This is a genomic window from Terasakiella sediminum (assembly GCF_033100395.1).
Lineage (GTDB): Bacteria > Pseudomonadota > Alphaproteobacteria > Rhodospirillales > Terasakiellaceae > Terasakiella.
This window is the reverse complement of record NZ_JAWLVJ010000009.1, coordinates 14553-39119: the sequence shown is the minus strand read 5'-3', so window position 1 is coordinate 39119 and position 24567 is coordinate 14553. Positions and strand designations below refer to the sequence as shown.

23 protein-coding genes are annotated in these 24567 nt (G+C 50.6%); 8 read left to right on the top strand and 15 right to left on the bottom strand.

The features are described from left to right. Window positions 1–169 precede the first annotated feature (169 nt). From RYZ26_RS08665 to phbB, 4 genes are all read left to right on the top strand, one after another. A complete protein-coding gene (locus RYZ26_RS08665) occupies window positions 170–547 on the top strand; it encodes a hypothetical protein (protein ID WP_317682795.1) in 378 nt (125 codons plus the stop codon). Continuing rightward, window positions 483–1625, top strand: a complete 1143-nt coding sequence (locus tag RYZ26_RS08660) for an alpha/beta fold hydrolase (protein WP_317682794.1) — start codon at window positions 483–485, stop codon at window positions 1623–1625. Before RYZ26_RS08665 ends, RYZ26_RS08660 begins: the two co-directional genes overlap by 65 nt. Window positions 1626–1770: 145 nt before the next feature. Further along, window positions 1771–2946: an acetyl-CoA C-acetyltransferase gene (locus RYZ26_RS08655; RefSeq protein WP_317682793.1), complete on the top strand. Its 1176-nt coding sequence runs from the start codon at window positions 1771–1773 to the stop codon at window positions 2944–2946. A 230-nt stretch (window positions 2947–3176) separates the two neighbouring features. After that, window positions 3177–3899: an acetoacetyl-CoA reductase gene (gene phbB, locus RYZ26_RS08650; RefSeq protein ID WP_317682792.1), complete on the top strand. Its 723-nt coding sequence runs from the start codon at window positions 3177–3179 to the stop codon at window positions 3897–3899. 267 nt (window positions 3900–4166) lie between these two features. On the opposite strand, the gene RYZ26_RS08645 is transcribed toward phbB, so the two are convergent. After that, window positions 4167–5048, bottom strand: coding sequence for an HpcH/HpaI aldolase/citrate lyase family protein (locus RYZ26_RS08645; protein WP_317682791.1), 882 nt, complete (start codon window positions 5046–5048; stop codon window positions 4167–4169). 109 nt (window positions 5049–5157) lie between these two features. On the opposite strand from RYZ26_RS08645, the gene pdxY reads away from it, so the two are divergent. The 3 genes from pdxY to cobW all read left to right on the top strand — a co-directional run bounded on the left by pdxY (window position 5158) and on the right by cobW (window position 7944). Continuing rightward, window positions 5158–6009, top strand: a complete 852-nt coding sequence (gene pdxY / locus RYZ26_RS08640) for a pyridoxal kinase PdxY (RefSeq protein WP_317682790.1) — start codon at window positions 5158–5160, stop codon at window positions 6007–6009. Between the two features lie 325 nt (window positions 6010–6334). Further along, window positions 6335–6835: a bifunctional adenosylcobinamide kinase/adenosylcobinamide-phosphate guanylyltransferase gene (cobU, locus tag RYZ26_RS08635; protein ID WP_317682789.1), complete on the top strand. Its 501-nt coding sequence runs from the start codon at window positions 6335–6337 to the stop codon at window positions 6833–6835. 20 nt (window positions 6836–6855) lie between these two features. Then, entirely contained in the window at window positions 6856–7944 is a 1089-nt protein-coding gene (gene cobW / locus RYZ26_RS08630; RefSeq protein WP_317682788.1) for a cobalamin biosynthesis protein CobW, read from the top strand. 56 nt (window positions 7945–8000) lie between these two features. Here cobW and ccmI read toward each other — a convergent pair whose 3' ends face one another. From ccmI to RYZ26_RS08560, 14 genes are all read right to left on the bottom strand, one after another. Next, a complete protein-coding gene (ccmI, locus tag RYZ26_RS08625) occupies window positions 8001–9182 on the bottom strand; it encodes a c-type cytochrome biogenesis protein CcmI (RefSeq protein ID WP_317682787.1) in 1182 nt (393 codons plus the stop codon). Beyond that, complete coding sequence (locus RYZ26_RS08620) at window positions 9179–9661, bottom strand: cytochrome c-type biogenesis protein (protein WP_317682786.1); 483 nt, start codon at window positions 9659–9661, stop codon at window positions 9179–9181. The genes ccmI and RYZ26_RS08620 overlap by 4 nt, the downstream gene beginning before the upstream one ends. Next, entirely contained in the window at window positions 9658–10200 is a 543-nt protein-coding gene (locus RYZ26_RS08615) for a DsbE family thiol:disulfide interchange protein (protein WP_317682785.1), read from the bottom strand. The genes RYZ26_RS08620 and RYZ26_RS08615 overlap by 4 nt, the downstream gene beginning before the upstream one ends. Then, entirely contained in the window at window positions 10197–12182 is a 1986-nt protein-coding gene (locus RYZ26_RS08610; RefSeq protein WP_317682784.1) for a heme lyase CcmF/NrfE family subunit, read from the bottom strand. Before RYZ26_RS08610 ends, RYZ26_RS08615 begins: the two co-directional genes overlap by 4 nt. Window position 12183: 1 nt before the next feature. Then, entirely contained in the window at window positions 12184–12696 is a 513-nt protein-coding gene (ccmE, locus tag RYZ26_RS08605; protein WP_317682783.1) for a cytochrome c maturation protein CcmE, read from the bottom strand. Beyond that, a complete protein-coding gene (ccmD, locus tag RYZ26_RS08600) occupies window positions 12696–12866 on the bottom strand; it encodes a heme exporter protein CcmD (protein ID WP_317682782.1) in 171 nt (56 codons plus the stop codon). The genes ccmE and ccmD overlap by 1 nt, the downstream gene beginning before the upstream one ends. 15 nt (window positions 12867–12881) lie before the next feature. Next, on the bottom strand, window positions 12882–13601 hold the full coding sequence (locus tag RYZ26_RS08595) for a heme ABC transporter permease (RefSeq protein WP_317682921.1): 720 nt from the start codon (window positions 13599–13601) through the stop codon (window positions 12882–12884). A gap of 260 nt (window positions 13602–13861) precedes the next feature. Further along, window positions 13862–15097, bottom strand: a complete 1236-nt coding sequence (locus RYZ26_RS08590) for a phenylacetate--CoA ligase family protein (protein WP_317682781.1) — start codon at window positions 15095–15097, stop codon at window positions 13862–13864. Between the two features lie 56 nt (window positions 15098–15153). Further along, the gene (locus RYZ26_RS08585) at window positions 15154–15981 is read right to left on the bottom strand and encodes an ABC transporter ATP-binding protein (protein ID WP_317682780.1); all 828 of its coding nucleotides are present in this window, start codon (window positions 15979–15981) and stop codon (window positions 15154–15156) included. A gap of 145 nt (window positions 15982–16126) precedes the next feature. After that, window positions 16127–17401: an ABC transporter substrate-binding protein gene (locus tag RYZ26_RS08580; protein ID WP_317682779.1), complete on the bottom strand. Its 1275-nt coding sequence runs from the start codon at window positions 17399–17401 to the stop codon at window positions 16127–16129. Window positions 17402–17502: 101 nt separating this feature from the next. After that, window positions 17503–18591, bottom strand: coding sequence for a branched-chain amino acid ABC transporter permease (locus RYZ26_RS08575; protein ID WP_317682778.1), 1089 nt, complete (start codon window positions 18589–18591; stop codon window positions 17503–17505). Window positions 18592–18595: 4 nt separating this feature from the next. Then, complete coding sequence (locus tag RYZ26_RS08570; RefSeq protein WP_317682777.1) at window positions 18596–19489, bottom strand: branched-chain amino acid ABC transporter permease; 894 nt, start codon at window positions 19487–19489, stop codon at window positions 18596–18598. Between the two features lie 14 nt (window positions 19490–19503). Next, on the bottom strand, window positions 19504–21435 hold the full coding sequence (locus tag RYZ26_RS08565) for a long-chain fatty acid--CoA ligase (RefSeq protein ID WP_317682776.1): 1932 nt from the start codon (window positions 21433–21435) through the stop codon (window positions 19504–19506). A 1-nt stretch (window position 21436) separates the two neighbouring features. Continuing rightward, window positions 21437–22243, bottom strand: a complete 807-nt coding sequence (locus RYZ26_RS08560; protein ID WP_317682775.1) for an ABC transporter ATP-binding protein — start codon at window positions 22241–22243, stop codon at window positions 21437–21439. 277 nt (window positions 22244–22520) lie between these two features. Here RYZ26_RS08560 and RYZ26_RS08555 point away from each other — a divergent pair, with 277 nt between their 5' ends. Beyond that, a complete protein-coding gene (locus RYZ26_RS08555) occupies window positions 22521–24560 on the top strand; it encodes a PAS-domain containing protein (RefSeq protein WP_317682774.1) in 2040 nt (679 codons plus the stop codon). Window positions 24561–24567: the final 7 nt, after the last annotated feature.

The window sequence follows — 24567 nt, the reverse complement described above, 5'->3', positions numbered from 1 at the left end:
CTTATATATAAGAGCTCTCCCCGGACATACAATAGCGCGAAATTGCTGCGCACAAAAGTGTTGCATTGCACTAAATGCAAAATAATTTTGTTTCACCCTTATCATTTACCTATTTGTATCGGCTATGATATGTTCTGGTCACGAGCAAATGCTGCGAAACGGAAAAATCATGACCGATCCTAAAAATGACCTTCATAATATGGCAACGCAATATATGGAGATGTGGCAAAAACAAATGAAGTCACAGGCTACAGAGCGTGCCGTGGAAGATGCAATGAAAACATCAGACGCCCTGAATCAGCAAATGGGCGAAATGATGAAAGGGTTCGACAGCCCGGAAAAAATTCAGAACTGGATGACAACATGGGCAGAAACGTGGAAGGCACAGATTGAAAATGCAACAGGACAACAACCCAACAACCCGTTCTGGCCCCCGGCCGCTGCCGCTGCATCTCACAACCCTGACAACAACGTGGCTGAGCTTGAAAAACGCATTGCCACACTTGAGGAACGGGTCCGTATCCTGGAATCCCAGCTTAAATCCTGAAGCGGACGCCCTTCAAGAGCGCGTCAATCAGATCCCGGAAAAGACCTTTGCTGCGGCTATTGATGCCGAAGCCTACACGCGCGGCCTTGCCTTTGTGAATGGGGTAAAGGCCTATCATGCCCATCCCTATCAGCGCGACGTCACCAACCCGCCTGCCACCTGGTCTGAAGGCGGATCAAACCTTCTGGATTATGGTGGCCCAGATGATGGCCCCGTCATGCTGGCCGTGCCATCGCTTATTAATAAGGCCTATATCCTCGACCTCAATAAAGAACGCAGCTTCATGCGCAGCATGGCTGAAAGTGGTATTCGCAGCTTCTTGCTTGAATGGGGCGATGTCGGAATTGCTGAAAAAAAGATGGGGCTAGAAGATTATATCCTCGGTCGTCTAAACCGATGCGTCAATGAAGTCATCCGCATCACAGGTCGCCCGGTCTGTCTGGTCGGCTATTGCATGGGTGGGGTTCTAACCACCGCGCTCAGCATCATGGAACCTGAAAAAGTCGCGGGCCTGATCCTGATGGCAACGCCCTGGGATTTTCACGGCGGCAGCGGGGATCATGAACGGCTGATCAAAACCAATCGTCAACAGTTGGAATCCACCATCAAAATGACAGGCGAACTGCCCATTGATGTGATCCAGTCTCTTTTTGCTGCCATCGACCCTTACAGTATTTTACGCAAGTTCGAAAATTTCTCGCTTCTGGACACAGACAGTGCTGAGGCCAAAAAATTTGTCGCCATGGAAGATTGGTTAAACGATGCAGTCCCCTTAAGCGGTCCGGTCGCTGAGGAATGTCTGTTTGACTGGTATATCGAAAATCTGCCGGGTACAGGCAGATGGGAAATGGACGGCCATCGAATTGACCCAAGTGACATCACCTGTCCCAGCCTTGTCTTTGTGCCGGAACAGGACCGAATCGTTGCGCCAGAATCCGCCCATGCGTTGGGTAACCTGATACCAAATGCACGAACCGAGAAAGTTCAGGCCGGTCATATCGGTATGGTCACGGGTAGAAAGGCTCTAGGCTCGCTCTACCACCCCCTTTCTAAGTGGCTGTTATCCCAAGATTTTTGAGATATTCTAAAATCCAACTTCTGGCATGCACAATCATTACTTGACCACGCGCTATGCTTCTATAGGCTATGTGATGCTTAAAAGGCGGCTTATTTGAGTTCCGCCTTTTTGGGGACAAAAATTTATATCTAGGAGACGTTCAATTATGACTGAAGTCGTCATTGTCGGTGCTGCACGTACAGCGGTCGGTAACTTTAGCGGAAGCTTGGCTTCTGTTCCTGCACCAGAACTGGGTGCAACTGCAATCAAAGCCGCATTGGAACGTGCTGGCGTACCTGCTGCAGACGTACAAGAAGTGTTTATGGGTCAGGTTCTGACTGCTGGCGGCGGTCAAAACCCTGCACGTCAGGCTGCTATTCTGGCAGGTTGCCCGGAAGAATCTACAGCAATGACAATCAACCAGGTTTGTGGTTCTGGTCTTCGCGCTGTTGGCATGGGCATGCAGTCCATCCTGCTGGGTGATGCGGACGTTGTTATCGCTGGTGGTCAGGAAAACATGTCTGCTTCCAAGCATGCCATGCACCTGCGCAGCGGCACAAAAATGGGTCCTTCCAAAATGGAAGACACCATGATCGTTGATGGCCTGTGGTGTGCGTTCAATGACTACCACATGGGCACAACTGCGCAAAATATCGCAGACAAATATGACATTTCCCGTGAAGAGCAAGACGCTTTTGCTGCAGCTTCTCAAAACAAAGCAGAAGCTGCCCGTAACGCAGGCAAATTCGCTGAAGAAATCGCCCCTGTAACAATCAAGACTCGCAAAGGCGAGACTGTTGTTGATACAGACGAATTCATCAAAGACGGCGTAACTGCTGAAGGTCTGGCGAAACTGCGCCCTGCTTTCTCTAAAGACGGTTCTGTAACAGCTGGTAACGCATCTGGCATCAACGACGGTGCATCTGTTGTTGTTCTGATGTCTAAAGAAGAAGCTGAAAAACGTGGCCTGACACCACTGGCTACTGTTAAAGCCTGGTCCACACACGGTGTTGATCCAAAGATCATGGGTACAGGTCCTGTTCCTGCTGTTAAGAAAGCTCTGGATAAAGCTGGTTGGGACATCGCTGATGTTGATCTGGTTGAAGCCAATGAAGCTTTTGCTGCACAGGCCATCTCTGTAAACAAAGAACTGGGTTGGGACACTGACAAAGTAAACGTAAACGGTGGCGCTATTGCGATCGGTCACCCGATCGGTGCTTCCGGTAACCGCGTTCTCGTTACGCTGCTGCACGAAATGAAACGTCGCGATTCCAAAAAAGGCGTTGCTACGTTGTGTATCGGTGGCGGTCAGGGCGTTGCACTTTGTGTGGAACGTGACTAATCACTGCATTGGACAGGGTCGTTTATCGCTAAACGGCCCTGTTTAAGCTTTTGAAAAACCACCTTTTTGGAGACTTGGAAGGCTGGTTTTCTCATCGGGTGAAATAAAGTTATTTTATTTCAAATTTTGTGGTGGATTCTTATCATTGGTTTCGCCACAATGCGATTCTTCGAATCACTTGCGAAGATCGTCCAACACATTGTTAGAATATTAATAAAAGGAAGAATCAAATGGGTCGTGTAGCACTTGTAACTGGGGGAACGCGTGGTATTGGTCGTGCGATTTCAGAACGTCTGAAAGAAGCAGGCTATACTGTTGCGGCAAACTTTGGTGGCAATGAAGAAGCAGCTAAGAAATTCACTGAAGAAACTGGTATCAACTCTTACAAATGTGACGTAAGTGATTTTGACGCTTGTCAGGACATGCTGAAGAAAATCGAAGAAGAACTGGGCGCTGTTGAAATCCTCGTGAACAACGCGGGTATCACACGTGACGGCACGCTGCACCGTATGTCTGCGGACAACTGGGATGCCGTTATCGCCACAAACCTGAGCTCTTGCTTCAACCTGTGTCGCGGCGTTATCGACGGCATGCGTGCCAACGGTTTCGGTCGTATCGTCAACATCGGCTCCATCAACGGTCAGGCTGGTCAGTACGGTCAGGTAAACTATGCAGCTGCGAAATCCGGTATCCACGGTTTCACAAAAGCACTGGCACAAGAAGGCGCGGGCAAAGGCATCACCGTGAACGCGATTGCACCAGGTTATGTTGATACTGACATGGTTCGCGCTGTTCCGCCTGCAGTTCTGGAAAAAATCATCGCCAAGATCCCGATGGGTCGTCTTGGTCGTGCAGACGACATCGCACGTGGCGTGTTGTTCCTGGTTGCTGACGAAGGTGACTTCGTAACCGGTGCAACTCTGTCCATCAACGGTGGTCAGCACATGTACTAAGCGACCTCCAGGTCGTCTTCGGGCTTGACCCGAAGAACCAGTACAAGAATTGAACAAGCCCTCTTCCTGGCAACGGGAAGGGGGCTTTTCTTTTGGTTGCTCTCTTTACTGTCATTCCCGCGAAAGCGGGAACCCAGAGAGCCCGAAGACTGGGTCCCCGCTTTCGCGAGGATGACAACAACAAAGACATAGAAAAAGGCCCTCTGTTTCACACAAAGGACCTTTTTATTTTCGTCATCCCTACGCGAGGAATGACAGGAGCGGAATTTAGCCTTCCGCTTCCATTGTAGCGATGGCTTCGGCTTGGGCGACAACTTGTTTGGCCGTTACCACATGCAGGTTTTCGATCAGCTTGCCATCGACAACCACAACACCTTTGCCTTCGGCTTCTGCTTCTGCGTGGGCAGCGATGATTTTCTTGGACCATTCGACTTCTTTTTCAGAAGGGCCAAAAATTTCGTTGGCTTTGCCCACAGTTTTCGGGTGGATCAGGGTTTTGCCGTCAAAGCCCAACTCGAAACCCTGCTGGCAATGGTCTGCAAAACCTTCGTCATCAGACAGGTCCAGATAGACACCATCCAGAATGGCGATGTTGGCCGCGCGTGCTGCCAGGATACATACGTTCAAAGACATCATGAACGGCAGGCGCATCATAGTGTGGGCGCAGCGCAGTTCTTTCGCCAGATCAGACGTCCCCATCACAAAACCACCCATACGGTCTGTGCTGTCTGCGATTTCTTCTGCATGCAGCATGCCGCGTGGGGTTTCCATCATACACCAGATTTTCATGTCCGCAGGCGCGCCTGCTGCATCCATAATAGCTTCGACTTGGCGAACGGTGTCTGCGCTTTCCACTTTTGGCAGCAGGATCGCATCAGCACCGCACGTGCTGGCAGCTACAATATCGTCATACCCCCAAGGTGTGTTCAGACCGTTGGTACGCACGAGGATTTCGCGCATGCCATAACCGCCTTCCTTCACCGCATCACAAATTTGCTGACGCGCCACTTCTTTGGCATCAGGGGCGACGGCATCTTCGAGATCGAGGATCAAACCGTCAGCCGGAAGGGTGCGACCTTTTTCAAGAGCGCGGGCATTGGAACCCGGCATATAAAGTACACTGCGACGTGGACGTGCTGTTGCTGCCATTGGACTACTTCCTTTAATTTATGCAATTTCATTTATTTCGCAATTGCGAAGAAATATAAACAAAAGTTTCTCATTGGCAAGCCCGTATCATGGGGTATAAACCAAACCCATGAGTATTCTATCGATTCAATCCTCCGTGGCCGTTGGTCATGTGGGGAATTCAGCAGCCGTTTTCCCGATGCAGCGCCTTGGATTCGAAGTTTGGGGCGTACCAACCGTGCTGTTTTCCAATCATCCGGGCTATAATTCGCATGACGGTGCGCCTGTCCCGATTGATACCATGCGCGGCATGGTGGACGGGATTGACCAGCTGGATCACTTCGCCCATTGCGATGCAGTACTGTCTGGTTACCTCGGATCACTGGCAACAGGTGAATTTGTCGTCGAATCGGTGGAACGCATCAAAGGTATCAACCAAGACACCCTTTACATGTGTGACCCGGTCATCGGGGACATCACGCGCCAGATTTATGTGGAAAATGCCATTGCCGAATTCGTACGCGATGAACTGATCAGCCACGCCGATATCCTCGCCCCCAATATGTTTGAGTTGGCATATCTTACAGGCCGTGCGCAGGAAACATTGACCGATACGCTTTTTGCCGCAGATCAATTACGCGCACGCGGGCCAAAGACTATTCTGGTGACTTCCTTGAAAGGACGCCAGGGCAATAAACCCACCCTTTCCAACGTGATCGTCAGCGATGAGGGTGCCTGGCGGGTCACCGTCCCACAAGTTCCACTGCGCGCCAAAGGCACAGGGGACACCTTTGCCGCCCTGTTCCTGGCCCACACCTTGCGCGGCGAAACAGCAAAACAGGCATTGGAGCTTGCGACCTCAACCCTTTATGGCATCATCGACGACACGGCCCGTCACGACAGTGATGAACTTCGCCTGATCGATGCCCAGGCCGAATATCTTAATCCCAGTTTTTATTTCGACGCAGTGAGGATTGGGTAAAATGCGTTGGAAACCTCTCCCACTTATCCTTTTAGCTTCCATACTAATGTTATCCGGCTGTAGTCGGGGATTGCATACAGAAGAAGCCGAATTATATCGAAAGCTTATCCGAGAAAATTGCCAATTTGCAAATTATCGATCTCATTATTCTATCTATGCCGGGCCAATTAACCCAAGCTATTACGTATCAATCTATGACATAGAAATATTGTGGGAAGGAAAAAAGAAAATTCTCTACAATATTAAATCCGGTAAAAACACGATGAATTTTATAGGGTACTATGATACTGAAAAAAATAAATTTAGCTGTAGATAGATAAGAGTAATGGCAAAAATAACACTCGTTCTCGGCGGGGCCCGGTCCGGTAAATCCGCCTTTGCGGAAAAGATTGTCGAAGAGATGGGCGGCGGTACTTATCTTGCCACCTCACGCGTGTGGGATGCGGAAATGGCAGAGCGCGTCCAGACCCATCAGGATCGGCGCAATCATCTGTGGGCCACCATTGAAGAACCGGTTCATATCACGGGCTTGATTGCTGACAGTGACAAACCCATGTTAGTGGACTGCCTGACCCTTTGGCTGTCCAACCTGATGGAGGAAGAATGCGATATTGATCTGGAAACAGAAAAATTGTGCGCAGCATTGGCTGCAGCAAAAAGCGATATCGTGCTGGTTTCCAACGAGGTCGGTCTGGGGATCGTGCCGGATAACGCGCTTGCCAGAAAATTTCGCGATCATGCCGGACGGGTCAATCAGGCAGTAGCCCAAGTGGCCGATCATGTGGTATTCATTGCCGCAGGACTTCCCCTCACCCTGAAAGAATAAAAGTAGAGTTTAGAAACACCATGAAAATTCCAGCTACCGTGATTACCGGCTTCTTAGGTGCCGGCAAAACCACCCTTGTGCGCCATATGCTTGAAAATGCAAAAGGCAAACGCATCGCACTGGTCATCAATGAATTCGGTGATCTGGGTGTGGACCGCGAAATGGTCAAAGGCTGTGGCATCGAAGGCTGCGAAGATGAAAATGGTGCAGACAATGTGATCGAACTTGCCAATGGCTGTATCTGCTGCACCGTTGCTGACGAATTCCTGCCGACCATGGAAGCATTGCTGGAACGTGAAACACCACCGGATCACATCGTGATTGAAACCTCTGGTCTGGCCCTGCCCAAACCACTGGTCAAAGCTTTCAACTGGCCGGAAATCAAGACCCGCGTAACCGTTGATGGTGTCGTCACCGTTGTCGATACCCATGCGGTTGATCTCGGTCGCTTTGCCGATGATGAAGCCAGTATCCAGAAGGTGCGCGAAGCAGATGAAAACCTTGATCACGACAACCCGCTGGAAGAACTGTTTGAAGATCAGCTGCTTTGTGCAGACATGGTGCTTTTGAACAAATCTGACCTGGTCGAAGAAGACCGTTTGAAAGAAATCAATGCGGACTTGGCTGCACGCGTGCGTGACCATGTGAAATTCATTCAAACCGATTTCGGCCGCGTTGATCCAGCTATCCTTTTGGGTCTGGATGCAGCGGCTGAAGATGATCTGGCAGAACGTCAATCCCATCATGAACATGGGCATGACGATCATCACCATGACCATGACCATGATCACGACCACCATCATCATCACCACGACCACAGCCATGATGAATTTGAAAGCTTCTGTGTCACCTTAGGGCCCGTTGCCGACCCGGAAGGTCTGGAAGCCAAATTGTTAGATGTGGTTAATGCCCATGATATCCTGCGCGTCAAAGGCTTCCTGGATGTGCCAGGTAAACCCTTGCGGCACGTTGTCCAGGGCGTCGGCCCACGCTTCCAACGCTATTTTGATCGTCCATGGAATGTGGATGAGACACGATCTTCACAGTTGGTGATCATCGGCAAACATGGCCTTGATCGGGCTGCCATTGAGAAGAGTTTGGTGGCTTAAAACAAAAAAAGGGACCTTGAAAACAAGGTCCCTTTTTCATGTGTCACATCAGAACATCAACCGCCGCTGAGTTCCTTGACCTTGTTACGCGCTTCAATAGCGAGTTTCTTCTCACCCAGCACCTGATAGGCATTCGCCAGACGTTTCCAGCCTTCGATATCGTTCGGCTCTTCTTTCAGACGATCCGCCAGGCGATCCACCATACCGCGGATCATGTCGGCGCGTTCTTCGTCCGTCATATCCTGGGCTTGTTTCATCTGTTCACGGGTTGGGCCCGCTTCTGCTTCGGCCACCAGTGCCTTTTTCTCCTGTTCCCATTCCAGCGCAAGCTGCTTGGCCAGATTTTCAGCCGACGCACTTGGTTTGAAATCAGCCACATCCAACTCGCCAGCTTGAGCTGCCAGCTTGATCTGTTCATGCACCTGTTTCAGCCAAGGGGCTTCCGGCGGGGCCATGGCGATCAAATCAATCCAGGTTTGGATCGCGCCTTCAAAATCTTCCACACGGGCCTTGGCATAGCCCAGATAGAAACGCGCTTTCATCTGGGTTGGGTCCCCCTGCAGCGATTCCATCAGCGCCCCAATGGTTTCTTTCTTCACGACACCTTCGTCAGCGTAGATACGTGCTTCGGCATAATCGGCCAGAACCGCCGGGTGACGACCAGACGCCTGAACGGCGCCGCGGAAAGCATCCATAGCTTCGTCCTTACGGCCTACAGTGCGCATCGTGCGACCCAGCAGAAGCCAGGCTTCCACATCCTTGGGCTCATTTTCCAGATGTTTTTTAAGAGCCGCAATTTCGCTGGCCATGCCATCTTCACTGCCGCTTGCGACTTGATGTTCACGCTGGATATCGCGCGACGCATAAGGCACGTCACCATAACCGGGCATGCCCAACTTGCCATAAAGCAGGAAAGACCCGCCGATAACCGCAATCGCGATCCCTCCATAAACAGCGAGGCTTTTTGCACCAACGCCTGCACCATTTGCTGCATGTTTTTTACGTTTGTCATCCGCCGCCAAAAGATGACGCTGAATTTCAATACGAGCCGTTTCGGCTTCTTCTTCGCTGATCAGGTTGCGTTCAAGGTCACGGTCCAATTCTTTCAACTGGTCCTTAAAGACATTGAGTTCAAAATCAGCCCGATCAGCTTCTTCTTCCCTTTTGCGCCAAAGGGGGGCGGCCAAAAGAAAAAGGGTAACGGCGCTTAGCAGGACAACTGCAATCCAAAAGCTCATGACTGACTTCCTTCTTCTTTCAACAAGGCTTCAAGGCGCGCCTTTTCATCAGCACTTAAAGGGGCGGCACCCGTTGTTTCCACTGTTTCTTTAGACCGACGGCGATAATAGAATGTAATCCCCGCAAGCCCGATCAGGATCATGATCGCCGGGCCAAACCAAAGAATCATGGTCTTGGTTTTGACAGGCGGTTTCAACAGAACGAAATCACCGTAACGCGACACCAGATAGTCTTTCACTTCCTGATTTGTCGCCCCTTCGGCAATGCGTTTTCGAACCAGAATCCGCATGGATTTTGCAAGCTGGGAATTTGAATCATCAATAGACTGGTTTTGACAAACCACGCAGCGCAAATCTTTGGACACTTCGCGCGCACGGGCTTCAAGGGTCGGATCATCCATCACTTCGTCTGGTTCAACCGCCAGAACCGGGCTGCTGTAAATCATCGCAGCAGCGATAAAAAGCATCAGCTGTTTCATTCTTTTCTCAGCTCCACAATCAGCGGCCAGATTTTCTGATCCCACGCACTTGCGCTCAAGGGACCCAGGTGCTTGTATCGGATGATACCCTGCTTATCGACAACGTAGGTCTCAGGCGCTTTGGCAATGGACCAGTCGATGACAGTTTCGCCTGTCACATCCACACCGATCTTGGTGTAAGGATCACCATGACGCGCAAGCCAACGCACCACATCATCCGGATGCTGTTCGTTAAAATCGACGCCATAGATATCAATGACCTTGTTGGCCTGAAGTTTCTTCAAGAACGGATGTTCCTGCAGACAGGCCACACACCAGGAACCAAAAAAGTTCACCAACGACACTTTGCCTTTAACATCAGCCGTCGTCAGCCCTTCCGTGCGCCCTTTAACCGGGATCAGATTAAACTCACCCATCGGCTGATTGATCAAGACAGTGGAGTCCAGCTTGGAAGGGTCTTTCGTCAGACCAACCGCAAAATAGACCGCCAGCACCCCAAACAGGATCAGCGGGATCAAGAAAAAGATACGTGAACTCATGCTTTTGCTCCTTCAGGTAAAGGCGCTTTTTTCATGGCCTTTTTTGGGGCACCAACACGGTGACGACGGTCTGTCAGACTAACCAGACCACCTAGGGCCAGCAGACCTGTGCCACCCCAAAGCCAGGCAACAAGCGGGTTCCAGTAAAGACGTGTGACGTATCCGTCGCCGGATTTATCGCCTACAACCGCATAAAGATCGCCCAAGAACATGGTGTAAATCGCCGCTTCCGTCGTTGGCATGCCGCCCGTGTCATAGTGACGATTTTCAGACAGCAGCGTGGTGATATATTCATCATCCTTATGGACCGTAAAGGTGCCTTCCAACGCTTCATAGTTTGGACCACGGATATCACGCACGCCTTCGAAGGTGTAAGTATATCCAGCCACATCCAGCTTATCGCCAAAGTTCATGACCTGGATACTTTCCACTTTCCAATTGCCAGCCCCAGTCATCCCGGCAATGGTAATCGCAAGCCCCATATGGGCAATGGTCATGCCCCAGGTGGCGCGTGGTTGACGCATCAGACGTTTAACACTGTCACCAAACGGGATACGACCCAGCTTGACGCGTTCTGCCACATCCCAAAGAACACCTGTTGCCAGCCAAGTTGCCAACCCCATGCCAAGGTAACCACCCCAGCCTTCTTCCCCTTTAAGGATAAAGGTCAGAACAACCGCCACCAGCGTTGCGCCATAGACGATATAAAGTCGTTTCAGGATACCCATGGCATCTGTGCGTTTCCAGGACATGAGCGGACCAAGGGCCATCAGGATAACCAGTGGCGTCATGATCGGAATGAAGACACGGTTATAAAATGGCGCGCCTACAGAAACCTTACCTGCACCAATCGCATCAATAAACAGTGGATAGAGGGTGCCAAGCAACACCACACCTGTGGCCGTTGTCAGAATCCAGTTGTTGAACAACAGGGAACCTTCGCGTGAAATCGGCTTAAACAATCCACCGCCAGACAGGCTAGGACCACGCACCGCATAAAGGGCGAAGGAACCACCAATGGCGATACAAAGCAGGATCAGAATGAAAATCCCGCGTTCCGGATCGGTTGCGAACGCATGAACCGAGGTCAGAACACCGGAACGCACAAGGAAAGTCCCCATCAGAGACAAACCAAAGGCAATGATCGCAAGGAAAATGGTCCAGTTTTTCAACGCACCACGTTTTTCAACAACAATGGCGGAGTGTAACAGAGCTGTACCTGCAAGCCATGGCATGAAGGACGCGTTTTCAACCGGGTCCCAGAACCACCAGCCACCCCAGCCAAGTTCATAGTATGCCCACCAGGAACCAAGGGCGATCCCGATGGTCAGGAAAACCCAGGCCGCCAATGTCCAGGGGCGCACCCAGCGTGCCCAGCTTGCATCCACACGGCCTTCAATCAACGCTGCCATAGCAAAGCTGTACGCAATAGAAAAGCCTACATAGCCGAGATACAGGAACGGTGGGTGAAACGCCAGACCGGGGTCCTGCAGAAGCGGGTTCAGGCTGTTGCCGTTGGCGGGCACATTGATCAAACGTTCAAACGGATTGGATGTGAACAGGATAAACATCAAAAATCCAACGGTAATCAACGACTGGATCGCCAATGTGCGGTTTTTCAAACCCGATGGCAGGTTGCGGCCAAAGACTTGAACCGCACAGCCGAATGTCGCCAGAATAACCACCCACAACAGCATGGAGCCTTCGTGGTTCCCCCACACACCAGATACCTTGTACAGCATAGGTTTGTCGGTGTGAGAGTTTGCAGCAACGTTCAAAACGGAAAAGTCAGAAACGACAAACGAATAAGTCAATGCGCCGAACGACACACAGACCAAAACAAATTGTGCAATGGAGGCTGGCCCGGCGATATCCATCCAGCGACGATTGTTCATGGGGGAGGCCACAAGCGGCACCACACCTTGAACAATCGCGACAAACAGCGCAAGAACCAGGGCGAAATGTCCTATTTCTGCATACATATCAATAATCTTTCGCTTTTGATTCTTCGGGCTCGTAATCTGGAACGTGACCGTTTTTCAGTGCTTCGCTCAAAGGTTCACCCTCTTTCCAGGCACCGGATTTTTTCAATGCATCAGCCACTTCCGGCGGCATGTAGTTTTCATCGTGTTTCGCCAGCACTTCATCAGCAATCAGAGTTTTTCCTTTGAAATAGCCTTCCGTCACAACACCCTGACCTTCGCGGAACAGGTCCGGCAGGATGCCCTTATATTCCACCTGAATGGTGTGGGCCATGTCAGTCACCGCAAACAGGTTGGTCACGCCATCAGCAGCCTTTTCCACCGATCCGGCCTCAACCAGACCACCGATGCGGATACGCTGATCGGGGCGGATTTTATCTTTTTCCATGATTTCTGTCGGGCTGAAGAAGAAAACGATATCATCTTCAAGCGCAGCAAGAACGATGGCAGCCACAGCGCCCAACGCGCACAGGCCAACCAATACCATATAGAGGCGACGTGTTTTTCTTTTCATCAGACTTCACTTTCCTGATTTGAAAGCTGCTCCATCATGGAGAGATCTTTTTTACTTTTTGACAGGCTCTGGATGCTGGCGACCAAAAGGGCGATCAGCAAAGCAGCAGCGAGACCGTAACAAGGCCAGATGTAAATGCCGTGACCACCCATTTCGAAAAATTCATTCATCTCTTCGATCTCCCCTTACCCATGAACCTGGCGCAGACGCAGTGCGCGCACTTTGGAGGCTATGATTTCGCTGCGCATGCGGATAAATAGCACAAGTGTGAAATAGCCCAAGAAGCAGAACCACATCAGGCCCAGCGGCAGCAACATATCGGGATGGATGGCCGGCCCGCCGGACTTCACAACAGAAGCCGGCTGGTGCAACGTGTTCCACCAATCCACAGAAAACTTGATAATTGGCACGTTGATCACACCCACGATACACAGGATACTGGCTGATTTGGTGCCGCGTGCCGGATCGTCAAAGGCATTCAGTAATGCCATATGACCCATAAACAAAAACAGCAGCAAAAGCTCGGACGTCAGGCGTGCATCCCACACCCACCAGGTGCCCCACATGGGCTTGCCCCAGAAAGACCCGGTAAAGAGCGCCAGAAATGTAAAGGCCGCCCCGATGGGGGACATACATTTGGCCGCCAGATCAGATAGCGGGTGCTTCCAGATCAATCCCATGGCCGAAGCGATTGCCATGGATACATAAACCGCAATGGACATGGTCGCAGCTGGCACATGGATATACATGATACGCACCGTTTCGCCCTGCTGGTAATCAACAGGTGAATCAAACAGCGCAAAATACAGCCCGGCAATGGTACAGCCGACTGTGATCACCGCTACCCATGGCAGAAGCAGGCCGCTCAGCCACATAAAGCGTTTTGGATTTGCAAATGCATTAATGTTAAAAGCCATAGTTCCTCGGGCCCCATACCCACTTTTTTCCGCATTGCACGCTTTATGAGGTCTAAGTTGGGCACCATTAAGGCAAAGATGGCTAGATTGTCGTCATAATTAGGGGGGAAACGAGTAAAGATATCACACACCACAACGTGTCATCCCGGATTTGTTCCGGGACAACCCATTGAAGGAATGAAGAAACGGTTGAGTTTAAATGCAACCGATTGTCCCGGAATAAATCCGGGATGACAGAAAAGGTTTACCTACTCATAGGTCCGGATATCATCGATCACCTTGCCATCATTGGCAAGACTGCCCGGAGTCACAAATTCCACCGCACCGCGCAGTTTACAGACGGCCTGAACATGTTCACCAATGGCTTTGGCAAGTGTATCATCCCCGCCATCGACTTCCACCTGAAGCGTCATGGCATCGCGATTATCATCGCTGCTGACGATCATGCGGCCACGGATCACCTCGTCAAAATGTTTAACAACATCATCGACTTGTTTGGGATCCACGAACATCCCTTTGACCTTGGTGCGTTGATCGGCACGACCCATCCAGCCTTTGATGCGCATGTTTGTGCGCCCACAGGGGCTAACGCCGGGCAGAACCGCAGACAGATCGCCCGTTCCGAAACGGATCAGCGGATAGGCTTTAGACGTCAGATTCGTTACCACAACCTCGCCCACTTCACCTTCAGCCACCGGATCGTTGGTACCGGGACGTACGATCTCGACAATTGAATTTTCATCAATCACCAGACCTTCGCGTGCCGGAGTCTCATAGGCGATAGAACCCACATCAGCCGTGGCATAAACCTGACCGACTTCCATGCCGCGCGCGCTGAACCAATCGCGCAAGGATGGCGGCAGGGCTTCGCCAGTGACCAATGCATTTTTAAAACACGTCGTATCAATGCCTTTTTCATCAGCCTTTTCCAAAAGGATTCGAAAGAAGGATGGCGTGCCGCAATAACCGTTTGGCTGAATATCACGAATCACTTCCAGCTGTTGTTCCGTATTACCAGGCCCCGCCGGGATGACAGCACAGCCCAAAGCACGCGCCCCACTGTCCATAATAAAGCCCCCCGGTGTCAGGTGATAAGAAAGCGTGTTTAAAACAACATCACCTGCACGGAAACCTGCGGCATGAAACGCGCGGGCCGTTGACCAGTAATCTTCTTCACGCCCTTCCGGATCATAAATCGGCCCCGGGGACTGAAACAGGCGGCCCATGGGAGCTGCAACCATCCCGCCAAAGGGTGGATTTTCGCGTTGCATGTCAATCAGGTCGGACTTGCGTGTCACAGGAATTGTCGCCAGAGCCGCACGGTCTGTGATACTGGCAGGATCGATATCTGCCAGCAAATCTGCGAAAAAGGACGCCCCTTGTTTGGCATGACTTAACTGATCTGCCAACTGTGCGAATTGTTCCTTTTCACGCGTTTCAGACGTGCGTGTTTCCAAAGCATCAAAGTTTGTTTGCTTGCCCATGATGAATACCTGTTTTTTATAATTTTATGATCTGCGAACGAAATGTGGCTAAGCCCCTAGAGCCAACGCTTACGACGTTTGTAAGATTTCAGGTTCTTGAACGATTTGCGTTCTTCCCCGCCCCCGCCAAGGTAAAATTCTTTCACGTCTTCGTTGTTGAGCAGTTCTTCACGTGTGCCATCCAGCACGATCTTGCCCGATTCCATAATGTAACCGTAATCGCAGTGTTTCAGCGCCATATTGGCGTTCTGTTCCACCAGCAACATAGTGATGCCCAGCTCTTTATTCAGTGTGCGGATAATTTCGAACACTTCTTTCACCAGCAGCGGTGACAGACCCATGGAAGGTTCATCCAACAGGATCATATCCGGCTTGGACATAATCGCACGACCGATTGCCAGCATCTGCTGTTCCCCACCGGAAAGATACCCGGCAAGACCAGTGCGTTCTTTCAATCGTGGGAAATAGTGGAATACTTTTTCGATATCCGCCTTGATGTCGGCTGCGCTGTCGTTACGGGTGTAAGCACCCAGACGCAGGTTTTCAATCACGGTCATATCTTCAATAATACGTCGGCCTTCCATCACCTGGAAAATCCCTTCACGCACGATTTTGTCCGGGCTGCCGTTAGCAATATCCTGACCATTATAAGTCACATCCCCACGGGTAACTTCCCCGTCTTCGGTGCCCAGCAAGCCTGAAATCGCTTTCAGTGTGGTGGATTTCCCTGCCCCGTTTGGACCCAGCAAGGTAACGAGTGCGCCCTTGGGAACATCCAGGCTCACCCCGCGCAGAACCAAGATCACTTCGTCATACACCACTTCGATGTTATTGACGCTGAGCATCATTTCTGCATTTTCCTGTGCCAAAGCTGCCTCTGCCATGTCGTCTTTCCTTTTTCTTAAGGGCCCTTGAATGCGGGCAATTTTCTTTAAAATGGATAAATGAATAACGGTCTATGAAAAGAGTGGAAGGAACGCCCCGATATAATCAGAGCCAGGGCGTTCCCACACCTCAGGAAGGTAATCCTTAGAGGCCGAGCCACTCGTCTTTACGTTCCAGCTTCGCATCAAACAGCTTGGTCATGCCGATTGTGCCGTCAGCCAGAAGCTCAGTTACGGACTTTTTAGGATCCGGGTCAGCTTTTACGTTCGCTGCATAGACGAATACGTCCATGTGGCCACGGTGGTCTTCATCTGTCCATGTACCAGCCGGGCAAACGCCTTCAAGACCTGCAGGTACCCAGTCTTTCTTCTGGTACATACCTTTCTTGATGTTTTCGCCTTTGATACCACCGTTGGCATCAGCCCATTCCATGGCTTCTTTCATGTAGAAGAAAGAACATACGCCACGCAGGTAGTGCACATTGTGGTGTGGCTTGTTGGAACCGGCAGCGTTGATGGCTTTAACCATCTTCATGCCAGGAACATCAGCGCCATAAGCAGCTGCACCCATCGGGAAGACTACGCCGTCAGCCGCTGTACCAGCCGCTTTCATCACGTTTTCGTCCATACCCCAGACGTTTGTCACGAACTGTGTCGTTGCACCAACAGACTTACAGGATTTCAGCAGGGAAATACCGGAACCGCCAGTGTTTGCGAGGTAAGCATAGTGTGCACCAGACTCTTTCAGAGACAGACACTGTGCTTTGAAGTCACCCGCTTTCATGGAGTAAACAATGTTTGCACCAACTTCAAAGCCCAGGTCAGCCGCATAGCCTTCAGCCGCTTTTTTCGCAGCGTTTGGATATGGGTGATTGTCGCCCATGAAGACGAACTTAGGCTTGGCAATGCCTTTTTTCTTCGCATCTTCCGCAGCCCACTGGATTACAGCACGCGCACCGTCAGAGTATGAAGGACCTGCAAAGAAGTTGTATGGTGCAGGCTTTTTGGTGTGCTTGGACTTGCCTTTTGGATCCTGCAAGTGCGCAGAATAAGAAGCAGAATAGTAAGGGATCTTGTCACGACCAACGAAGCCAACAAGTGCTTCGGTATCCGCTGTTCCCCAGCCCTGAATTACAGCAGCACCAGCAGATTTCCATTTTTTGTACTGTGCGATCGCCAATGGGGCTTTATAGCCATAGTCGATTGTGTCCAGTTCAATCATCTTGCCAGCGATACCACCGTTGGCATTGATGTAAGCCGCCGCGTCTTTTTTACCATCTGTGAAAGGCTTCGATACAGATGCTGTTGGGCCTGTCAGGTCAGCCAGGTTTGCAATCAGAACTTTGTCAGCAGCCAGTGCAGAACCAGCAAAAGCGATTGCAGTTGAAGTAGCCATAAGGCCTGTAAGTAATTTGCGCATGTAATGCGTCTCCCTTTATTTAAAGTTACCTTCCTGTAGAGGTGATCCGGGGCATTTATTATTGTTATTATCGCCCCACAGAGTTTCGAAAAGTTCTCGAACTAGTATGAGAATGGATAGAGCTTCCAATAAGCTTTGGTCATTCTCCAGCGGTGCGCCAATCCTTCCGGTTCAAAGATCAGGAACAAGACGATTGCCAGACCAACTGTCATTTCTTTTAAGAAGTTGATGCCATCCAGGAACTCGCTTCCAACACCCGGGATAGAAGCCAGTGCACCCGCACCGATTTGCATAATCTCAGGCAGAAGAACCATAAAGACGGTTCCCATCAACGAGCCCATGACAGAGCCCAGACCACCAATAATGATCATGCCGATAAACTGGATTGAAAGCAGCAGGTTGAAGCTTTCAACAGATACATATTCCAGATAGTGTGCATAAAGTGCTCCCGCGATCCCGGCGTAGAATGAAGAGACACCGAAGGACAGAACACGATACCAGGTCAGGTTGATCCCCATAACTTCCGCAGACAGATAGTGGTCACGGACCGCAACAAAAGCACGGCCATCACGTGAACGCATTAGGTTTGCTGCTACGATGTAAAGGATCACCAGATAAACCAGAACTACGTAGTAGTAACTGCGGTCACCGGAAACAACGAAACCAAAGATTTCAAACGGGTTCGCCAAGGCACCGGCAGCACCACCAGTAAACCAGTCGGCACGGGCAAAGAAGTCTTCCAGAATAAACTGGGACGCCAGTGTCGCAATCGCCAGATACAGACCTTTAATACGCGCAGCTGGCATACCGAAGATCATGCCGACGGCCATGGTCAGAACCCCTGCCAACGGGATGGCGAAGAAGACCGGGATACCAAAGTCGTTGTTCATCCAGGCTGAGGCAAATGCACCAAACCCGAAGAACGCTGCGTGACCCAATGAAATCTGGCCTGTGAAACCAACCAGAATATTCAGACCCAGGGCCGCAATAGCCATGTAACCGATCTGGATCATCAGGGTCAGCATGAAGTCACTGACGAAGGTGAATTCACCGAATTGCAGCGGTGCTACGACACAGAGAAGAACACCAAGGATTGCGAATTTCTTCGACATAGGGGTCGGAAAGATGGTCGTGTCTTTCTCGTAGGTGGTGCGGAATTCACCGCACCGCATCATGTTATAACCAGCCATCTATTTATACTCGCTCAATATCTTTTGTGCCAAACAAGCCGTAAGGTTTGATCATCAGGATGATAACCAGAACGTAGAACGGTGCGATTGTGTACATGTTGCCAACCTGGAACCACTGACCATCAGCAAATTCCGCGAAGTTTTCCAAGAGACCGATGATGATACCGCCCACGATCGCACCAACGATCGAGTCCAGACCACCCAGGATCACAGCCGGGAATACTTTGATACCGATAAAGGCAAGCGTGTCAGAAACGCCGTTCACGATACCGATAACCACACCAGCGACTGCAGATACGACTGCCGAGATCGCCCAGGCCATAGCAAATACGGATTTAACCGAAATACCCAGAGACTGTGCCACCTGTTGGTCAAACGCTGTGGCACGCATGGCCAGACCGTGTTTGGAAGATTTAAAGAACCATGCAAAGCCAACCATGATGAACAAGGAGATCACCAAACTCATGATGTAGGCTGTCTGGATCTGGAAGCCGAAGAATTCAACAACTTCAGTATCAAACACTTTCGGGAATGGCTGTACGTCAACACCGAACATCCATTTCATACCCGCCTGGAAGAAGAGCGACAGACCGATGGTCACCATGATGACCGAGATGATCGGCTCGCCAATCATCGGGCGCAGCACCACGACCTGCAGGATAATCCCGAACACGGTCATGAAAGCGAGGGTAAAGAGGAAACCGACCAGGAAGGGCAGTTCCCAGGTGGTCAGGAACCACCAGCACACCCAGGCACCGATCAGCAGGAATTCACCCTGGGCAAAGTTTACAATTTGCGTGGATTTGTAGATGAGTACGAAACACATCGCGACCACACCGTACAAACAGCCGATAATCAGGCCATTCATCAGCAGCTGGAAAAGTAGATCCCAGTTCATAGCGTTTATCTCCCTTATTCAGCCGCAGCTTTTGCTTGAGGAATATTGGCACCATCCATCGTTTCAACGACAAGGTCAGTCACGATGCGTGATTTGGAGCCATCCTGGAATGTAATCATCGTGTCAATGTGTACCTCTGGGGCATCTTCATAGATTGCATCGATGATTTCTGCGTACTTTTCTGCAACCACTTTGCGGCGTACCTTACGGGTACGTGTCAGCTCGCCATCATCGGCGTCCAGTTCTTTGTACAGCAGTACGAATTTCTGAATTTGCTGCGCTTCCGGCAGGGTTGCGTTTACTTTATCGATCTCTGCTTTCACCTGGGCATACACCTCTGGCAGGGCAGAAATATTTGTATAGTTGGTAAAGGCGATCTGGTTTTGCTCACACCATTTGGACACGATGGAGAAACGGATACAGATCAGCGCCGACAGATACGGACGGTCCTTACCCAGGATTACAGCTTCCGCCACAAATGGAGAGAATTTCAGTTTATTCTCAATGAATTGTGGGGAGAAACGAATGCCTGTGGATGTTTCTGCCAGATCCTTGATCCGGTCGATAACCACCAGATGGCCGTTTTCTTTCTTGAAGTAACCAGCATCGCCAGTCCACATCCAGCCGTCACGAACGTCTTCTTTGGTGGCTTCTTCGTTTTTATAGTAACCCAGGAACATACCAGAGTTCTTGGAAACGATTTCACCAACGCCTTCTTCATCAGGATTTTCGATCTTGATTTCCGCATTTTCAAACGGGAAGCCAACGGAATCGAAATCAATGTCGTCACCACGGTGGATGGTATATGCACCCGCCATTTCGGTTTGACCGTAAAGCTGTTTCAACGGAACACCCATGGCGAGGAAGAAACGGAATGTATCCGGCCCCATCGCAGCCCCACCTGTTGCGGCAGAGCGCAAGTTTGTGAAACCAAGACGGTCACGCAAGGCGCGGAACAAAATGAAATCAGCCAGCTTGGAACGTTCACCACGATCCAGTGCTTCCATGCCGAGCTTCATGCCCCATTCAAACATTTTCTGTTTAAACTTGGTGGAGTCCATCATGCGGGCACGTACGTCAGCGGCGATATTTTCCCACACACGTGGTGCAAGAAGGACGAAGCTTGGGCCGATTTCGCGCAAGTCAGCCATCATGGTTTCCGGCTCTTCCACAAAGTTTACGATCACACGGGCGATCAACGCCTGCGAAACCACATAAACCTGTTCCATAATCCATGGCAACGGCAGTACCGAGACATAGTTGTCACCTGGCTCACGACCGTCAGCGTTCAGATAGGCAAGGGAATGATCCAGGAAAGGACCGGACTGCAGCATGGTCAGTTTCGGATTGGACGTTGTCCCGGATGTTGTACAGAGAATGGCAACATCATCAGGTTTACCCATATCAACCAGTTCATCATAAAGGTTTGGATTTTTTTCCAACTCTTTACGGGCCAGTTCTTTAAGATCGTCGTGATCCATCAGGCGAGGATCATCATATTTACGCATGCCACGTGGGTCACAGTAGATGATGTGCTTGATGGACGTTACGTCTTCCAGTTCCAGAAGCTTATCCACCTGTTCTTCATCTTCTGCGATAACGATTTTTGTTTCCGCATAGTTGATCAGATAAGAGGCTTCCGGCCCCAGTGAATCTTCATAAATCCCCATGGACATGGACCCGATGGCTTGTGCAGCCACCTCACCCCAGACCCATTCAGGACGGTTTTTACCCAACAGGCCGACCGTGTCGCCCTTGCCGCAACCCAACGCATGCATACCAACAGACAGAAGCTTTACTTCGTTGTGGTAGTCCGCCCAGGTAAATTCGTTCCAGATGCCGAATTCCTTTTCGCGCATCGCAACATCATTGGGCCAGTTCTGTGCGTTGTAACGCAGAATTTTCGGGAAGGTGTCATGCACCTTGATATCGCAATAATTGCTCATCTTAAGCGACCTCGCCTTCGGCTTCATCATCTTCATCAACACCCAGATAGGCGCGTTTCACATAATCATTGTTCATGATTTCATCCGGCAGGCCTTCGGCAATGTTCTTACCGAAATCCAGCACCATGACGCGTTCTGAAATATCCATGACCACACCCATGTCGTGTTCGATCATGACAACGGTCATGCCCCATTCTTCGTTGAGATCGCAGATATAGCGCGCCATATCTTCTTTCTCTTCCAGGTTCATCCCGGCCATTGGTTCATCAAGCAACAACAGGTCAGGGCGCAGAGCAACCGCACGGGCCAGCTCTACACGTTTGCGAAGACCATAGGAAAGCGTGCCGGCAACTGATTTTCGAATGTGGGAGATTTCAAGAAAATCGATGATGTCTTCGGCTTCACGACGGTGGATCAATTCTTCTTTTTGCGCACCGCCAAACCAGTACATTCCACCGGTCAGGAAATTGTTTTTCATCAAATGGTGGCGTCCAACCATGATGTTATCCAGAACCGACATATGCGCAAACAGCGCCAGGTTCTGGAAGGTCCGCCCCATGCCCAGTTCAGCACGGTGGTTCGGTGTCATCTTGGTGACTTCCTTGCCATTGAATTTAATAGAACCCTCTTGCGGCGAATACCGCCCGGAGACACAGTTCAGCAGCGATGTCTTCCCCGCACCGTTTGGTCCGATGATGGAAAATAACTCGCCTTTTTTTACATTGAAGCTGACATTGCTCAGTGCGCGCACACCGCCAAAACGCAATGAAATGTCGTTGACTTCCAAAATGGGCGTCTGCCCTGTCATGTTTACTCTCCCCGTTTCATCGGCCTATTCATTAAGCCGTTTACTTCTTTGCTTCTTTCAAGGGCGTCAGCGTAACACTGATAATGTTTCGCTTGAAACAAAAAGTTTACGTAAACGTCAACGCCGCTTTTTCGATACTTGGAGGCTAACTGAAAACTGTGAAGGGTCAATGCATAGACATTCAGGATTTGGATAAACATTGTAAAGGAATGTAAAGTTCACCCCTGACGTTCTCTCTTTTCGATAGCCTAATTATGGTTTAAAAGTAGGTATGTCGATGGGAAACGCACACAAACGTCATAAGAATCAAGCTTCTAATCTCCTGGATGGGCCGTCGCTGGACGCCCAGCAATGGGCCTTTGTCCAGACAGGTCTGGAACATTTGGATGATGGTTTCTCAATTTTTGATGCCGACCTAAACCTTGTTGCCTGGAATTCAAAGTTCTTTGAACTGACAGATTTCCCCATCGAAGAATTCGGCTATTACGGCTCCCCTTTTGAAGGGTTTATTCGCTATAACGCGGAGCGCGGCGAATATGGTCAGTTCCCGGTAGAAGACATTATTGCCGACACGGTGGCAGAGGCGAAAAAATTCCTCCCCCACGTGATGGAGCGGGAACGTCCCAATGGCACCATTCTGGAAATTCAGGGCAATCCCATGCCGGGCGGCGGGTTTGTGACCATCTATAAAGATATCACCCAACGCAAACAGGCTGAGATTGCCCTTCGTAATGCCAATGATGAATTGGAAGCGCGCGTTCAGAAACGCACGGCAGAACTGAAAAACGCCCTGGACGCCTTAAAGGAATCGGAAGAACGCATCCGCCTGATCGCCGATACGGTTCCGGCACTGATCGGCTATGTAAATGCCAAAGAAGGCTACACCTTCGCCAACAAGCAATACAAAGACTGGTTTGGCCGCGACCCGGAACAGATCGTGGGCGGCAACCCTCGCGATATTCTGGGTGAAAAAACCTATCACGAACTCAAACCCTGCATTGCTGCCGCGCTCAACGGCGAACAGACATCGCGCGAATTTATGATGCAACTGGCCAATGGCCGCGAAGTTCACGCGCTTGTGTCTTATGTCCCCCACGTCAATGAACAGAAAGAAGTCATCGGTTACTTCGTGCTGGGACAGGACGTGACCGACGTGCGCGATGCCGAATTTAAATTCCGTCAGGCCCAAAAGATGGAAGCCATCGGGCAATTAACTGGTGGCCTGTCCCATGATTTCAACAATCTTCTGACCATCATCATAGGCAACCTTTCTGTATTGCAGGAAGAAGGGGAAGAAGACCCGACGTTACTTGAAATGGTCGATCCCGCCCTTGATGCAGCGCGGCGCGGCGGTGAACTTGTAAAGCAATTGCTTGCCTTTGCCCGACGTCAGCCGCTAAAGCCACGCATCAGTGATGCAGGTGAACTGATTTTAGGAATGAAAGACCTGTTGGGCCGCGCGTTAGGCGCGCAGGTGGAAATGCAATTGAAGGTCAATCAGAACATTTGGCCCGTCCTGATCGATCCGCACCAGCTGGAAAATGCGATTCTCAATCTTGTCATCAACGCACGTGATGCCATGAACGGGGTCGGGCTTCTCAAGATTTATGCAGAAAATGTCACGTTGAAGAACGTTTTCTCTGATCGCAATGTGGATTTGACACCGGGTGATTATGTGGTGATTTCGGTGAAAGATACTGGCACCGGCATGTCCACCGAGATTATGGAACGAATTTTCGAGCCGTTCTTTTCCACCAAAGAAAAAGGGCCGAACAGTGGACTGGGGCTTTCGATGATTTACGGCTTTGTGCGCCAGTCCCAGGGCCATATTCAGGTCGATAGCACCCCAAGCGAAGGCACCACCTTCAGAATCGTGCTGCCGCGCAGCAGTGAGGTTGCCAAAACGGAACCCCAGCCCAAACGCAACACCAACCTACCGCAAGGGACGGAACGGATTCTTCTGGTCGAAGATGACCCGGGCGTGCGCGGATTTGCCGCCAACAGCCTGCAAAGACTGGGGTATGAAATCATTGCGGTGTGCGATGGCCATGAAGCTTTGGGCATTCTGGAAATGGATCAGGATTTTGATCTGGTCTTTTCCGATATCGAAATGCCCGGGGGCCTGAACGGTATCCATATGGCGGAACAAATTCGCGAAAAACTACCCGATATGCCCGTGCTGTTTATGTCCGGATATCCCGACAAGGTGATGGATCAGACCGGGATTTTTCAGGGCCAGCTGGATTTAATCGCCAAACCGTTTGAACGGTTGGAACTGGCAAACCGGGTGCGCAATGCACTGGATCGAAATCCTTAACCTGAAA

Bases quoted from the DNA above. Each gene is read 5' to 3' on its own strand.
- RYZ26_RS08570 (WP_317682777.1), bottom strand. From the start codon at position 19,489: ATGAACTGGGATCTACTTTTCCAGCTGCTGATGAATGGCCTGATTATC.
- RYZ26_RS08565 (WP_317682776.1), bottom strand. From the start codon at position 21,435: ATGAGCAATTATTGCGATATCAAGGTGCATGACACCTTCCCGAAAATT.
- RYZ26_RS08560 (WP_317682775.1), bottom strand. From the start codon at position 22,243: ATGACAGGGCAGACGCCCATTTTGGAAGTCAACGACATTTCATTGCGT.
- cobW (WP_317682788.1), top strand. From the start codon at position 6,856: ATGAAAATTCCAGCTACCGTGATTACCGGCTTCTTAGGTGCCGGCAAA.
- RYZ26_RS08615 (WP_317682785.1), bottom strand. From the start codon at position 10,200: ATGAGTTCACGTATCTTTTTCTTGATCCCGCTGATCCTGTTTGGGGTG.
- RYZ26_RS08590 (WP_317682781.1), bottom strand. From the start codon at position 15,097: ATGGGCAAGCAAACAAACTTTGATGCTTTGGAAACACGCACGTCTGAA.
- RYZ26_RS08655 (WP_317682793.1), top strand. From the start codon at position 1,771: ATGACTGAAGTCGTCATTGTCGGTGCTGCACGTACAGCGGTCGGTAAC.
- RYZ26_RS08610 (WP_317682784.1), bottom strand. From the start codon at position 12,182: ATGTATGCAGAAATAGGACATTTCGCCCTGGTTCTTGCGCTGTTTGTC.
- RYZ26_RS08580 (WP_317682779.1), bottom strand. From the start codon at position 17,401: ATGCGCAAATTACTTACAGGCCTTATGGCTACTTCAACTGCAATCGCT.
- pdxY (WP_317682790.1), top strand. From the start codon at position 5,158: ATGAGTATTCTATCGATTCAATCCTCCGTGGCCGTTGGTCATGTGGGG.
- RYZ26_RS08575 (WP_317682778.1), bottom strand. From the start codon at position 18,591: ATGGCTGGTTATAACATGATGCGGTGCGGTGAATTCCGCACCACCTAC.
- RYZ26_RS08585 (WP_317682780.1), bottom strand. From the start codon at position 15,981: ATGGCAGAGGCAGCTTTGGCACAGGAAAATGCAGAAATGATGCTCAGC.
- ccmI (WP_317682787.1), bottom strand. From the start codon at position 9,182: ATGAGCTTTTGGATTGCAGTTGTCCTGCTAAGCGCCGTTACCCTTTTT.
- phbB (WP_317682792.1), top strand. From the start codon at position 3,177: ATGGGTCGTGTAGCACTTGTAACTGGGGGAACGCGTGGTATTGGTCGT.
- cobU (WP_317682789.1), top strand. From the start codon at position 6,335: ATGGCAAAAATAACACTCGTTCTCGGCGGGGCCCGGTCCGGTAAATCC.
- RYZ26_RS08665 (WP_317682795.1), top strand. From the start codon at position 170: ATGACCGATCCTAAAAATGACCTTCATAATATGGCAACGCAATATATG.
- RYZ26_RS08645 (WP_317682791.1), bottom strand. From the start codon at position 5,048: ATGGCAGCAACAGCACGTCCACGTCGCAGTGTACTTTATATGCCGGGT.
- RYZ26_RS08555 (WP_317682774.1), top strand. From the start codon at position 22,521: ATGGGAAACGCACACAAACGTCATAAGAATCAAGCTTCTAATCTCCTG.
- ccmD (WP_317682782.1), bottom strand. From the start codon at position 12,866: ATGAATGAATTTTTCGAAATGGGTGGTCACGGCATTTACATCTGGCCT.
- RYZ26_RS08620 (WP_317682786.1), bottom strand. From the start codon at position 9,661: ATGAAACAGCTGATGCTTTTTATCGCTGCTGCGATGATTTACAGCAGC.
- ccmE (WP_317682783.1), bottom strand. From the start codon at position 12,696: ATGAAAAGAAAAACACGTCGCCTCTATATGGTATTGGTTGGCCTGTGC.